This window comes from Pectobacterium colocasium (assembly GCF_020181655.1).
Taxonomy (GTDB): domain Bacteria; phylum Pseudomonadota; class Gammaproteobacteria; order Enterobacterales; family Enterobacteriaceae; genus Pectobacterium; species Pectobacterium colocasium.
Genome location: NZ_CP084032.1, coordinates 1,916,377 through 1,928,916 on the forward strand (window position 1 = coordinate 1,916,377; position 12,540 = coordinate 1,928,916).

Genomic DNA, 12,540 nt, shown 5'->3' on the forward strand with positions numbered 1-12,540 from the left:
CGCCAGACGTTTAATATGAATTCGCGAATTAATGTTATGTCGTTTAATTCGTTACTAAATACCTTACCTGCCCGTTAGCATGATTGAACAGGCATTAACGCTCACTGATACCGTCACGCTGCGCAAGCGAAAACTTCCCCTTGAGTCCATGGTGTGGCTGGTTATTGGCATGGCCGTATTCAATCAGCGTCCTCTTTCCCACATCGTTAATCTCATGGATATCGCTGATCGCTCCGGCACGCCGTTGAAGAAAAATACGCAATACGAAGTGATAAGCAAGCTGGGCAGGCAAGACAGACTGGTACGGATAAAGACATCGCCGCAGGCGCGTAAACAATGGGCGACGCTGCCGGAGAGCATCACAGCGCGGTTGTTAACGAAGACGATAGAAGGAAAAACGCGAGAGGTGCTGACGTCACTGACGGACCCGATGCGTTATCCGGCGGCGGAGGTGAACGCCCTTTACGCTCACCGATGGGAAATCGAGTTGGGATATCGCGAGGCGAAACAAGGCTTGCTGGGTAACAGGTGGCATTTACGGAGCAGACTGCCGGAAATGGTGAGGCAGGAGTTGTGGGGCGTGCTACTGACGTACAATCTGGTGCGTTATCAGATGGTGAAAATGGCGTTTACGCTGAAAGGAGATTACCTGCCTTATCAGTTGAGCTTCAGCGGCTCCTTTTTTATCGCGTTATTTTGCCGTGGCTGGCTGTGCGGTCAGACGGCGTAGACGATAGAATATCGCTGCGCCAGGCCGCCGTTTCTTTAACTCCGTTATCCACGGTCCCGGCTCTTTCGCCAACAGGCTCGCTGCCCTCGCTCCATGGATAAACAGCGTACGCAGGTAGGTGTCACCGCGTTTGCTTATCCCCAGCAGGCGAACCTTGCCGCCAGTGCCGGTCTGTTTTGGGACGAGTCCGACATAGGCCGCGAACTCCCGTCCCGACCGGAACGCATGAGCCTCGCCCATCGTAGCCACCGCCGCCGTGGCTATCAGTGGCCCTACGCCGGGTATAGCCATCAGCCGTCGGCAGGTCTCGTTCTGTTTCGCCAGCGCCGTCAGTTGTTGCTCAATGCCGTTAATCTGAGCATCCAGCTCACTCAAGCGACGGTGCTGCTCTTCAATCTGGGCGATGAGGAACAGCGGCAGGCGGTTTTTCAGCCTCTCCAGCGCCACGGGCAGAGCCTTGTCCAGCGCGGTACGTCCTTTGCGTACTGTTTCACCAAATTCGAGCAGTAAGCCATGCAGGGCATTGGTCTGCGCGGTGCGGAACTTCACCCACTGGCGGCGCATGCGATGCAGTGCCAGAACGGCCTGCTGCTCTTCGCTCTTTACGGCTATCCCCCGTCCCGGTTGCTGGACCGCCATCCATATGGCGCGGGAGTCCATGACATCGTTCTTGTTGCCCATCAGGAAGGCTTTGACGAATTTCGCCTGAAGCAGGCGAACCTGATGACCAGGTTTCTTCAACTCCCGGGCCCAGTGCTGAGAGCCGCCACAGGCTTCCATACCAATCAGGCAGGGTTCACGGTTGCTGAAGAAGGTCAGAACATCCTGACGTCGCAGCTGTTTATCCACCACTTCGCCGCGATGTTTGTCGATGAAGTGAACCTGAATCAGGTGTTTTGCGATATCAACGCCAACAGGGGTATAGTTATTCATGTGTGGAGTCTCCAGTCAGGGGAACGATGAGTATCCCGTTATAGGCACGATGATGCCGGAAATCTGCGAGGCTCCACACCCCGTCTTTCAGCCTCTGTGCTACTCGTCAAATAGTTGGGATGCGTTCATCTCATTCTCTTGATTCTCTATCGGCTTACAAAGACAAAGTATCTTTCTACAGCCTGGACGGGATACGGAGCAAAAGAGGCTGGAGGCCTCTGGAACAGTGTTGGCACCTCAATGGTTTATGTATCAGAAACCGCATCGCTTACGATGCTGGAGACGCTGGTACATCTGCATGCAGCGCAGATCCTGGATTATTACACGCTAATGCGTATCGAGGTGCCTGAAGATCAGATTCAGAGTGCCGATATGGACGAATTGCCAGACAACTGGGCTGCTGAAGAAGCGCCGCCAGATCTGGCTATATACGGTGATGCGTGGATCTTTACCAAAGGTTCGATAGCGTTGCGAGTCCCCAGCGCGCTATCGCCCGTGGAGTATAACTACCTGTTGAACCCAGAACACCCAGATTTCTACGGGATCATTCAGAGGGCAGAATCTATACCGTTCCAGTTTGATAGTCGGCTAAAGCCTGATCGTAAATAAGGAATACGGCCTGGCGCCGTCGGTGCTGCGGCTGGCGCAGAAATAGGTATGTTTTACCGAGGCGGACAGGTGTCCGCCTCGTTCTTTTCTGAACGTGATTATTTCGCCGCCAGCAGGCATAAATGCAATGCCACTTCATACGATTTCACAAATGACGGCACGGGTAAAAACTCAAACCGCGAGTGGAAATTGTGCGCGCCGGTAAAGAAGTTCGGTGTCAGCAACCCTTTGGCGGACAGCGCAGCGCCGTCCGTGCCGCCACGCATCGGCGTTACTTTAGGCTCAATGCCCAGTGTGTCCAGTGCGGCAAACAGCAGGTCGATAGCCCGGCGATCGTCAGTGATGGCGTTGCTGATATTGCTGTAGATATCGGTGAGGGTATAGGTCACGCTGCCCGTCGGATATTGGGCAGCAATCTTGTCGGCAATTGCGGCGATCTGCTGTTTACGTTGTTCAAACGTGGCTAAATCAAAATCGCGGATAGACGCTTTGAGCTTCGCTTCATTGGCATTTGCCGTCAGATCGTTAAACCAGACATAGCCTTCACGCCCCTCGGTGTGCTCCGGCGTCTGCTGGCGATCAAACTGGCTGATAAAATCGTGCGCCATGAGCAGCGGATTGACCAGCACGCCTTTTGCCGACATCGGGTGCGCTGGCACGCCGGTAAAGCGAATTTCCGCCGAGGCCGCATTGAAGTTCTCATACACTACTTCACCCAGTTCGCAGCAGTCGATGGTGTAGGCAAAATCGACATCGAAGCGTTTGAGATCGAGCGCTTTCGCACCACGCAGCCCAATTTCTTCGTCCGGCACAAAGGCCACTACGATATCGCCGTGCGGCGTCGTGTCGGTCAGGTTCTCCATGAGCGTCATCACCACGGTAACGGCAGCCTTGTTATCCGCGCCGAGTACGCTGGTGCCATCGCTGAATATAATGTCCTGCCCGACATACGGCAGAATTTCCGGGTGTTCCGCCGTGCGCAGCCAGATGTCCTGTTCGGCATTCAGGCACAGGTCCTCGCCGGTAAAGCGCAGCGTCTGCGGATGAATATGCGGCGACAGGCCGACGTCCACCGTATCGATATGGGTAATAAAACCGATGCGCGGGGCGGACGGACAGTTGCCCGGCTTCACGGCGGTTACGGTGGCATGCTCATCAATCACTACGTCTTGCAGACCCAGCGCAAGCAGTTCGTCTGCCAGCAGTCGCGCCATCTCATGTTGCTCTGGGGTGCTGGGCAACGTTGTCGAACTGGCATCGCTTTGGCTGGTGACGGCGAGGTAACGGTAAAAACGCGTGCTGAGCTGATGAGCCAGACTGTCTGTCATAACGAATCCTTTTTATTCAGTACGTTTATTCAGTAATAGCGTTGATTATTATCCTAACGTAGAAATTATTTCATTCGAGGGTTTTATTTGTCATTTTATTGCCATGCTTTTCTATTTCAGACAGTGGCAGTCAGAAAGCAAATGCAGTAAACGGGGCACGAACAACACTAAATGGGAAACGAATGACACTACAAGTGAGGACTGGAATGAAAAAAACAGGAATACGATTTACGCTGGCAGCGTTGACGCTGGCGCTCGCCTCAGCGGCCTCGGCGAATACGCTGGTGTACTGCTCTGAAGGATCGCCGGAAAATTTTAACCCGCAGCTTTACACCTCCGGCACCAGCGTGGATGCCAGCGCGGTACCGATTTATAACCGCCTGGTGGATTTTAAAGTGGGTACTACGGAGCTGATACCGAGTCTGGCAGAGCGTTGGGACATCAGTGCCGATGGACGCGTGTATACCTTTCATCTGCGCAAAGGCGTGAAGTTCCAGAGCAACAAATTTTTCAAACCCTCACGTGATTTTACCGCCGACGACGTGATTTTCTCCTTCATGCGGCAAAAAGACCCGCAACACCCCTATCACAGCGTCTCGAAAGGCACCTATGCCAATTTTGAAAGTCTGGCCTTTGGCTCGCTGATTCAGAGCATCGAAAAAGTGGACGACCATACGGTGCGCTTTACGCTCTCCCATGCAGAAGCGCCGTTTCTGGCCGATTTAGCCTGGTACTTCGCGTCTATCCTCTCTGCGGAATATGCCGACGCGATGCTCAAAGCCGGGACGCCGGAGCGTGTGGATATGGAGCCGATTGGTACTGGGCCTTTTGAATTAGCGCAGTATCAAAAAGATTCCCGCATTCTGTTTAAGGCGTTTCCCGCCTATTGGGAAGGCAAAGCGAAGCTGGATCGGCTGATTTTCACCATCACGCCGGATGCCTCCGTGCGTTATGCCAAGCTGGAGAAGAATGAATGTCAGGTGATGCCGTTCCCTAATCCTGCCGACCTGCCGCGCATGAAAGAGAACAAGGATATCGTGCTGATGCAAAAGGCCGGGTTGAACACCGGTTTCCTGTCGTTCAACACCCAAAAAGCGCCGACGGATAACGTGAAAGTGAGGCAGGCGTTAACGATGGCGATTAATAAACCGGCGATTATCGAAGCCGTTTTCCAGGGAACGGGCACGGCGGCGAAAAACCTGCTGCCGCCGGGCGTCTGGAGTGCGGATAGTGAACTGAAGGATTATGACTACGATCCCGAGAAGGCCAAAGCATTACTGAAAGAAGCGGGCTTGGCGGAAGGCACCACGATCGAACTGTGGGCGATGCCGGTACAGCGCCCGTATAACCCGAACGCCCGCCGGATGTCGGAGATGATTCAGGCTGACTGGGCGAAGGTGGGCGTGCAGGCCAAAATTGTCACCTTCGAATGGGGGGAATACCTGAAAAGAGTGAAAGGAGGAGAGCATCAGGCCGCGTTGATGGGCTGGACAACGGCGACGGGCGATCCTGATAACTTCTTCGGACCGCTCTTTACCTGCACAGCTGCTAACGGCGGTTCCAACTCAGCAAAATGGTGTTACGCACCGTTTGATAAACTGATTACCGAAGCGCGGGCGTCGCAGGATCATGAACAGCGTATTGCCCTGTACAAGCAGGCACAGCAGATGATGCACGATCAGGCTCCGGCCGTCATGATTGCGCATTCCACCATCTTTGAGCCAGTCCGCAAGGAAGTGACCGGCTATGAAATCGATCCATTCGGGAAGCATATTTTCTATCAGGTCGATGTGAAGAAGTAAGACGCAGAAAGTCCGGCACGTGCTGTGCCGGACTCAGACCGTTGACAAACTTATTTGTCGAACGAAAACGGTAGTAACGGAATAGAAGAGTAAAGCGTTTGCGCCAGGGATGGCGCAATCCGAGCGTACAGGGATGTATTTACAGCGTCTTTACGATCTATCCGTTACTACCGCTCTACGGGCTCTGGTGTGGTGCGGTTATTCGGCTTCGTCGCCGTAATACAGTTTACCGATGCGAATAATATCGCGTCCCTGTGATTTTCGATGCTTGTTGGAGTCGCGCAGAGAATAAATGCAGCCGCAATACTCCTGTTGATAGAAACGTTCGCGCTTGCTGATTTCGATCATGCGCGATGAACCGCCGCCTTTGCGCCAGTTGTAATCCCAGTAGGTGATGCCGGGATATTTCTGCGCGGCGTTCTGGCCACATTCGTTAATCTGCTGCATGTTTTTCCAGCGGGAAATTCCCAGTGAACTGGAAATGACGCTAAAACCGTTTTCTGCGGCGTACAGCGCGGTGCGCTCGAAGCGCATATCGAAACACATGGTGCAGCGAATGCCACGTTCGGGTTCCCACTCCATGCCTTTGGCGCGCTCGAACCAGTTATCCGTATCGTAGTCGGCATCGATGAACGGCACGTTATGCTGTTCGGCGAAGCGGATATTTTCCTCTTTGCGGATCAGGTATTCACGCTGCGGGTGGATGTTAGGGTTATAAAAGAAAATGGTGTAGTCGATGCCAGAAGCGGTGATGGCTTCCATGACTTCACCAGAGCAGGGCGCGCAGCAGGAGTGCAGCAGCAGCTTGTCGGCATTATTCGGCAGAGAAAGCCGCGGGCGTTGCAGCGCAGCGGTTTTGACGTTCTGCATAGTTTTGATGTTCGACATAATAAATAGTCACTTCGTTGTGGTCCGTTAGGACAGTGTCGGCTCAAATTCGTCACGAATTATTGATGATATACTCACAAGAGGCAACCTCTGCGCCCGTCCTGCCTTATCTTTCCCGTTGCGTTCCTCGTACAATACCCCCTAAGATTGCCTGCTTTTTTAGCCGTGCAATGAATGGCTGTGATTAACGATAAAATGGTTACCGAGTAGCGTTATGCGTGTTCTGCTTGCCCCGATGGAAGGTGTTCTCGACTCATTAGTGCGAGAACTGCTGACTGAAGTAAATGATTATGACCTGTGCATCACCGAGTTTTTACGCGTGGTGGATCAGTGTCTGCCGGTGAAGTCCTTTTATCGCCTTTGCCCTGAATTGCACCACGCCAGTCGCACGCCGTCCGGCACGCTGGTGCGCGTGCAGCTACTGGGACAATATCCACAGTGGCTGGCGGAAAATGCGGCGCGGGCCGTTGAGCTAGGTTCGTATGGCGTCGATCTCAACTGCGGTTGTCCGTCCAAGCTGGTGAACGGCAGCGGTGGCGGGGCGACGCTGTTAAAAGATCCCGAGCTGATTTATCAGGGCGCGAAAGCGATGCGTGAGGCGGTGCCAGCTCATCTGCCGGTTACAGTGAAAATACGGCTGGGCTGGGATTCCGGCGATCGCCAGTTTGAAATCGCCGACGCGGTGCAACAAGCGGGCGCAAGCGAACTGGTCGTGCATGGTCGCACCAAAGAGGACGGGTACAAAGCCGAATGCATTAACTGGCAGGCAATAGGGAAAATCCGCCAGCGATTGCGGATTCCGGTGATCGCCAACGGCGAAATCTGGGACTGGCAGAGTGCGCAGGACTGCATGGCGACAACGGGTTGCGACGCAGTGATGATCGGGCGAGGGGCGCTGAATGTGCCGAACCTGAGCCGCGTGATTAAGTATAACGAACCGCGTATGCCGTGGCCGGAGGTCATGCTGCTGCTACAAAAATACGTGCAGTTGGAAAAACAGGGCGACACGGGAATGTATCACGTCGCACGCATCAAACAGTGGCTGGGCTATTTGCGTAAAGAGTACGACGACGCCACCGAGTTATTCAGCGAGATCCGTACCTTGAAAACATCGGCAGACATCGCGCGTGTGATTGGTGAGCCGTAGGCGCTCACCGTTTCCCCACTTTTGCCTTCCCACTCTTCGTGTTTTCATCACGCTGTTCAGATTTAACGCACTTCATCGCTCCCCTTCCGGCCTGCACTTTACTTTACGAATCGGTTGACGGTATAACACTCTATCTGTCTGGAAGTTTAGACGTCTATAATAAAAGGTCATCATGGAACAACACGCACCAGGCTCGGAAGGGCAATTTAAGCGCACCATGAAAGCTCGCCATCTGGTGATGCTCTCGCTCGGCGGCGTCATCGGGACCGGCCTGTTTTTTAATACGGGCTACATTATTTCCACGACGGGTGCCGCCGGGACGCTATTGGCGTATCTGATCGGTGCGCTGGTGGTGTATTTGGTGATGCTGAGTCTGGGGGAATTGTCCGTCGCGATGCCGGAAACCGGGGCGTTCCATGTGTATGCATCCCGCTATCTTAGCCCGGCTACGGGCTATACCGTGGCGTGGCTCTATTGGCTGACGTGGACGGTCGCGCTGGGTTCCAGCCTGACTGCTGCGGGTTTTTGCATGCAGTATTGGTTCCCGCAGGTGCCGGTCTGGACCTGGTGTCTGCTGTTTTGTGTGCTGATCTACCTGTTGAATATCGTGTCGTCCCGCTTCTTTGCTGAAGGGGAATTTTGGTTCTCGATCGTTAAAGTCGTCACGATCCTTGCTTTTATCGTGCTCGGCGCTGGCGCGATGTTTGGCTTTATTCCCATGCAGGATGGTTCTCCCGCGCCGTTCTTCCAGAACATTACCGCGTCTGGCTGGTTCCCACACGGCGGCCTGCCGATCTTGATGACGATGGTGGCAGTAAACTTCGCTTTCTCCGGTACGGAGCTGATCGGTATTGCGGCAGGGGAAACCGAGAATCCACAGAAAGTTGTGCCGATGGCGATTCGTACGACCGTTGCGCGACTGGTGATTTTTTTCCTGGGGACGGTGCTGGTGCTGGCGGCGATAATCCCGATGGAAGAGGCCGGTATCGCGAAAAGCCCGTTTGTTCTGGTGTTTGAAAAGATTGGTATTCCTTACGCCGCCGATATTTTTAATTTCGTGATTTTGACGGCGATTCTGTCCGCCGCTAACTCAGGGCTGTATGCCTCGGGGCGTATGCTGTGGTCGCTGTCCAATGAAGGCACGTTGCCGCGCCGTTTTTCTCGTCTGACGCGCCGTGGCATTCCGCTCTTTGCCATTTCCGTCAGTATGTTGGGCGGGCTGCTGGCGCTGTTTTCCAGCGTGGTCGCACCGGATACCGTTTACGTGGCGCTGTCTGCGATTTCCGGCTTTGCCGTGGTGGCGGTGTGGCTGAGCATCTGCGCCTCGCACTATATGTTCCGCCGCCACCATATCCGTACGGGAAAACCGCTGTCCGACCTGCAATATCGTGCGCCCTGGTTCCCCATCACGCCGATTCTTGGCTTCCTGCTGTGCTTACTGGCCTGCGTCGGACTGGCGTTTGATCCCAGCCAGCGAATTGCGCTGTGGTGTGGAATTCCGTTTGTCGCGCTGTGCTACGGTGCTTATTATTTCACGCAGTCAATGAAGAAGCGTGGATTAACGGGAGTGGAAGACATTGCGTAAAAATACGGTTACCGAACTGCTGGCGACGGCACCCACGATTGTGCTGGATGGCGCGCTGGCGACCGAACTGGAAGCGCGCGGTTGTGATTTAACGGATCCACTGTGGTCGGCGAAAGTGCTGGTTGAAAACCCGGCGCTGATTTATCAGGTTCATCTCGACTATTTCAAGGCAGGGGCGCAGTGCGCGATTACGGCCAGCTATCAGGCGACGCCGCAAGGGTTTGCGGCGCGTGGCTATAGTGAAGCGGCGTCGTTGGCGTTAATTGCCAAGAGCGTGCAGCTTGCGGCGCAGGCGCGGGATGATTACTGGCGCGACAATCCACAGGCTGGGTCGCTGCTGGTTGCGGGGTCAGTCGGGCCATACGGCGCCTATCTGGCGGATGGCTCGGAGTATCGCGGTGATTATCAGCTGCCGCAGACTGACATGATGGCGTTCCATCGGCCGCGTATGGCGGCGCTGTTGGCGGCGGGAGCGGATCTTCTGGCCTGTGAGACGCTGCCGTCTTTTGCGGAAATCGAGGCGCTGATTGCGTTACTGACGGAGTTCCCGCAGGCACAGGCGTGGCTCTCCTTCACGCTGCGTGACAGCGAACACCTCAGCGACGGTACGCCATTGCGCACGGTGCTGGCGTGGGTTAATGCCTGTGCGCAGGTGGTTGCCGTGGGGCTCAACTGCATTGCGCTGGAAAACGTGACGCCCGCGTTGACGCATCTGTCTTCACTGACAGATTTGCCGTTGGTGGTTTATCCCAATTCCGGCGAGCAGTATGATGCGGTAACGAAAACATGGAGCAGCGCTCACGATGCGGCCTGCTCGCTGACGGCGTATCTGCCCGAGTGGCAAGCGGCAGGGGCGCGTCTGATTGGCGGCTGCTGTCGCACCACACCCGCTGATATTGCTGGTATTGCACGCTGCTGCCAGCATGGGCATCAGCACTAAATAAGGGGATGCTGAGATGGAAAATGAGGTGAACCTGCAACAGGTGTACTCGCTTGCCAGACAGCGCGTCGCGCCCGATGCGCCGGTAACGGTGCTGTGCATTGGCGAACAGCAGACGACGGTTGTCTGCGGAACGGCATCACACCCATCGATAACCCTGCAACTGACCATCGGTTTTGATAAAACGGCGGCGACGTTTTTCAGGCACCTTCCTCCAACGCCAGACGAAATGGAATTGGCGATCATGGCGGTCGAAGATGAAGTGACGCGCATTCGCCACGATATCCCAGCGGGTTCCGCTCTGTTTGCTTTTGATCCCGCCTTGGTGACTATCGCTCAGATTTCTGGAGCAGAAAAAGAGGACGCTGGCTGGCGCCTGCCGCAGGATGACATGGAACGGACATTTAAACGTCTGGAACGTGTCATGTTGGGGAGTCCGGCTGTCTGGGAGGGCATTTCGCTTGAGAACGCTTTCTCTGCCCGGTTGCTGATTTTGCGTGAGTTTATGCACCATCACGGCTTCGATTCTGCACTGATTTTGCTATTACCTGAGGTTGTTGCGTGAAGAACTAGCGGTTTTTGCCTTCTCAGCTACTATTAACGGCGGTCAGCGTCCAGTAAGGGCACTGACCGCTTTTTTGTTGGGAAATATCCGAAGGTATTCGTCAATGAGTATGCTCTGACAGGACATTGCTCTCAGGATATCTGACGTTGTAAGGTAATAATGCGGTTTTATTATCAAGGTCGGCATTGCTATCGCGGTGACAGCCTGTGACAGGACGTAAGGCGTGAATCAAGGAGGATAAGAGGACGGCCACTGAGCCATATTATGTTACCTGTATTATCTATTTTGCGGATGACTGAATCATTATTATCTTGAATTTCCGTATGGCAGCGTAATAAAACACTGTTCTATATGGCGGATATTCAATGCTATTTCAGGGAGTCCAGTGAGGGGAAAGAACATGGTTGAACATTTCACAGGGAAATATGAAGTTGAACTTAAATTCCGCATTGACGATATAGCCGTTTTCAGGAATACGCTTTTTAGCCTTCATCCTGAGGCTTTTGTCTTTGAAAATAAAGAGCACGACGTTTATTACGATGATGCAGAGAATCGCCTGCGGCAGCAAAATATCAAAATGCGGGTGCGCCGCATGGAGCCATCGGGGATTAAGCTCTGGATCGTGAAAGGGCCGGGCGTCGATCGCTGCGAAGCGGTTAATGTCGAAGATTTTGAAAAAACCCACAGCATGCTACAGACGTTAGGGTATCAGCCCCTTTTTGAAATTCATAAAATCCGCAGCATCTACTTTTTAGACGCCTTCCATATTACGCTCGATTATATTGAGACCTTGGGTTATTTCGTAGAAATATCGGTAATGACCGATGATGAAACCCAGTTGAAAGCACTCAGGGATAGGTGTATAGAGTGTGCGATACGACTTCAATTGTCATTGGATAATATTGAAACGAAATCCTATTATCAATTATTAGGCTTTAACTAACTGTTATTTTCTGGTTATTGAATTGTTGTTTTTAGTGTTCGATTTACACACGGGGAAATGATGAAAAAATCTATTTCGGCGGCGTTGGCCACGGTAGTGATGGTGTTTTCTCTGCCTGTTCATGGTAGCGATGTGGCGCAATATAAAGATGGCAGCTATATCGGAAAAGCGCAGGGTAAGGCGGCAGACGTTGAGGTTACGGTCAGCATTAAAGACGGAAAGATCGCTAATGCTGAAGTGTTGAAGCACGGCGATACCGAAGCCATGATGCTGAGCGCGACGGATCAAATCGTGCCGGAACTCATTGAGAAGCAGGATATTGACAAGGTGGATGCGGTAACAGGGGCAACGTTATCGAGTCATGGGGTGATTAACGCGGTGAAGCAGGCACTGGAACAGGCAAAAGTCACGCCGTAATCGTCACTGTTACCGTTGAGGAAGGAATCTACTGCCGTGGAAGACCTGCTGATTATTCTGCGTCATACACCTTACTGGGTGTGGATTGTTTTGGGTTACCTGATTTATGCCGGAATAAAAGCCAGCCAGCCGAGGCGACAATCGCTGACGCGGATGCTGGTTGTGCCAATTGTTTTCATGGTGTGGGGCGTTAGCGCCATTTTTCATACGCTGCTGTTCCCGCTTGCGGCGGCAGGAGGATTTCTGCTGGCGTTACTCGTTGGGCTGGGCATCGGGTGGATGTTGGGGAAAACGTCAGGCGCTTATCTGCCGGAATCACGTGTTTTTCAGCGCACGGGGTCATGGTGGCCGCTGGGCTTGATGCTGCTGACGTTTTGTTCTCGTTTCTATTTTTCCGTCCAACTGGCTCGGTTTCCCGCGTTGGCACATGACCTTGTATTCTGTCTATTGTCCGGCGCGGTAGGTGGAATTACCGCTGGAATATTTAGCGGTGTCAGCCTGTGTTTGCTCAACCAGATGCGCAAAATAAAACCGTCTCTGACGTAATGCTATAAAAAACAGTGGGTTGACAAAACCGTTTGTCAAAATTTGTCACAAAGCTTTTTCTGCTGCATGAGTGCGTGGGGAAGGGCGGTAAATTATAATGCCGATGC

12 protein-coding genes and 2 pseudogenes are annotated in these 12,540 nt (G+C 53.4%); 11 read left to right on the forward strand and 3 right to left on the reverse strand.

Annotated elements, in window-relative coordinates; translation table 11 throughout:
• Window positions 1–79: 79 nt before the first annotated feature.
• Window positions 80–184, forward strand: a pseudogene (locus LCF41_RS22185) (transposase domain-containing protein); the annotation flags it as partial.
• A 57-nt stretch (window positions 185–241) separates the two neighbouring features.
• Window positions 242–670: pseudogene (locus LCF41_RS08660) on the forward strand (transposase); the annotation flags it as partial.
• A 21-nt stretch (window positions 671–691) separates the two neighbouring features.
• Here LCF41_RS08660 and LCF41_RS08665 read toward each other — a convergent pair.
• Entirely contained in the window at window positions 692–1,663 is a 972-nt protein-coding gene (locus tag LCF41_RS08665) for an IS110 family RNA-guided transposase (RefSeq protein ID WP_225087702.1), read from the reverse strand.
• Between the two features lie 138 nt (window positions 1,664–1,801).
• On the opposite strand from LCF41_RS08665, the gene LCF41_RS08670 reads away from it, so the two are divergent.
• Window positions 1,802–2,272, forward strand: a complete 471-nt coding sequence (locus LCF41_RS08670) for an RES family NAD+ phosphorylase (protein ID WP_225087704.1) — start codon at window positions 1,802–1,804, stop codon at window positions 2,270–2,272.
• A gap of 98 nt (window positions 2,273–2,370) precedes the next feature.
• Here LCF41_RS08670 and pepT read toward each other — a convergent pair whose 3' ends face one another.
• Complete coding sequence (gene pepT / locus LCF41_RS08675) at window positions 2,371–3,600, reverse strand: peptidase T (protein WP_225087705.1); 1,230 nt, start codon at window positions 3,598–3,600, stop codon at window positions 2,371–2,373.
• A 206-nt stretch (window positions 3,601–3,806) separates the two neighbouring features.
• Between pepT and LCF41_RS08680 the strand changes: the two genes are divergently transcribed.
• A complete protein-coding gene (locus tag LCF41_RS08680) occupies window positions 3,807–5,402 on the forward strand; it encodes an ABC transporter substrate-binding protein (protein ID WP_225087706.1) in 1,596 nt (531 codons plus the stop codon).
• A gap of 198 nt (window positions 5,403–5,600) precedes the next feature.
• Here the strand turns inward: LCF41_RS08680 and LCF41_RS08685 are convergent, their stop codons facing one another.
• The gene (locus LCF41_RS08685; RefSeq protein WP_225088125.1) at window positions 5,601–6,272 is read right to left on the reverse strand and encodes an epoxyqueuosine reductase QueH; all 672 of its coding nucleotides are present in this window, start codon (window positions 6,270–6,272) and stop codon (window positions 5,601–5,603) included.
• Between the two features lie 232 nt (window positions 6,273–6,504).
• On the opposite strand from LCF41_RS08685, the gene dusC reads away from it, so the two are divergent.
• The 7 genes from dusC to LCF41_RS08720 all read left to right on the forward strand — a co-directional run bounded on the left by dusC (window position 6,505) and on the right by LCF41_RS08720 (window position 12,433).
• Window positions 6,505–7,437 carry a tRNA dihydrouridine(16) synthase DusC gene (dusC, locus tag LCF41_RS08690; RefSeq protein ID WP_225087707.1) on the forward strand — a complete coding sequence of 311 codons (933 nt, stop codon included), beginning with the start codon at window positions 6,505–6,507 and terminating at the stop codon, window positions 7,435–7,437.
• 172 nt (window positions 7,438–7,609) lie between these two features.
• Window positions 7,610–9,022, forward strand: a complete 1,413-nt coding sequence (mmuP, locus tag LCF41_RS08695; protein ID WP_225087708.1) for an S-methylmethionine permease — start codon at window positions 7,610–7,612, stop codon at window positions 9,020–9,022.
• Window positions 9,015–9,962, forward strand: coding sequence for a homocysteine S-methyltransferase (gene mmuM / locus LCF41_RS08700; protein WP_225087709.1), 948 nt, complete (start codon window positions 9,015–9,017; stop codon window positions 9,960–9,962). The genes mmuP and mmuM overlap by 8 nt, the downstream gene beginning before the upstream one ends.
• Before the next feature lie 16 nt (window positions 9,963–9,978).
• Window positions 9,979–10,527 (forward strand): hypothetical protein, encoded by a 549-nt coding sequence (locus tag LCF41_RS08705; protein ID WP_225087710.1) that lies wholly within the window; start codon window positions 9,979–9,981, stop codon window positions 10,525–10,527.
• 400 nt (window positions 10,528–10,927) lie between these two features.
• On the forward strand, window positions 10,928–11,470 hold the full coding sequence (cyaB, locus tag LCF41_RS08710; protein ID WP_225087711.1) for a class IV adenylate cyclase: 543 nt from the start codon (window positions 10,928–10,930) through the stop codon (window positions 11,468–11,470).
• 60 nt (window positions 11,471–11,530) lie between these two features.
• A complete protein-coding gene (locus tag LCF41_RS08715; RefSeq protein WP_347880995.1) occupies window positions 11,531–11,887 on the forward strand; it encodes an FMN-binding protein in 357 nt (118 codons plus the stop codon).
• A 36-nt stretch (window positions 11,888–11,923) separates the two neighbouring features.
• Window positions 11,924–12,433, forward strand: a complete 510-nt coding sequence (locus tag LCF41_RS08720) for a DUF6622 family protein (RefSeq protein ID WP_225087713.1) — start codon at window positions 11,924–11,926, stop codon at window positions 12,431–12,433.
• The last annotated feature ends 107 nt before the right edge of the window (window positions 12,434–12,540 follow it).

Excerpts from the sequence above, each read along its gene's own strand:
- LCF41_RS08665 (WP_225087702.1), bottom strand. The coding sequence starts at position 1,663 with ATGAATAACTATACCCCTGTTGGCGTTGATATCGCAAAACACCTGATT.
- pepT (WP_225087705.1), bottom strand. The coding sequence starts at position 3,600 with ATGACAGACAGTCTGGCTCATCAGCTCAGCACGCGTTTTTACCGTTAC.
- LCF41_RS08680 (WP_225087706.1), top strand. The coding sequence starts at position 3,807 with ATGAAAAAAACAGGAATACGATTTACGCTGGCAGCGTTGACGCTGGCG.
- LCF41_RS08685 (WP_225088125.1), bottom strand. The coding sequence starts at position 6,272 with ATGCAGAACGTCAAAACCGCTGCGCTGCAACGCCCGCGGCTTTCTCTG.
- dusC (WP_225087707.1), top strand. The coding sequence starts at position 6,505 with ATGCGTGTTCTGCTTGCCCCGATGGAAGGTGTTCTCGACTCATTAGTG.
- mmuP (WP_225087708.1), top strand. The coding sequence starts at position 7,610 with ATGGAACAACACGCACCAGGCTCGGAAGGGCAATTTAAGCGCACCATG.
- LCF41_RS08705 (WP_225087710.1), top strand. The coding sequence starts at position 9,979 with ATGGAAAATGAGGTGAACCTGCAACAGGTGTACTCGCTTGCCAGACAG.
- cyaB (WP_225087711.1), top strand. The coding sequence starts at position 10,928 with ATGGTTGAACATTTCACAGGGAAATATGAAGTTGAACTTAAATTCCGC.
- LCF41_RS08715 (WP_347880995.1), top strand. The coding sequence starts at position 11,531 with ATGAAAAAATCTATTTCGGCGGCGTTGGCCACGGTAGTGATGGTGTTT.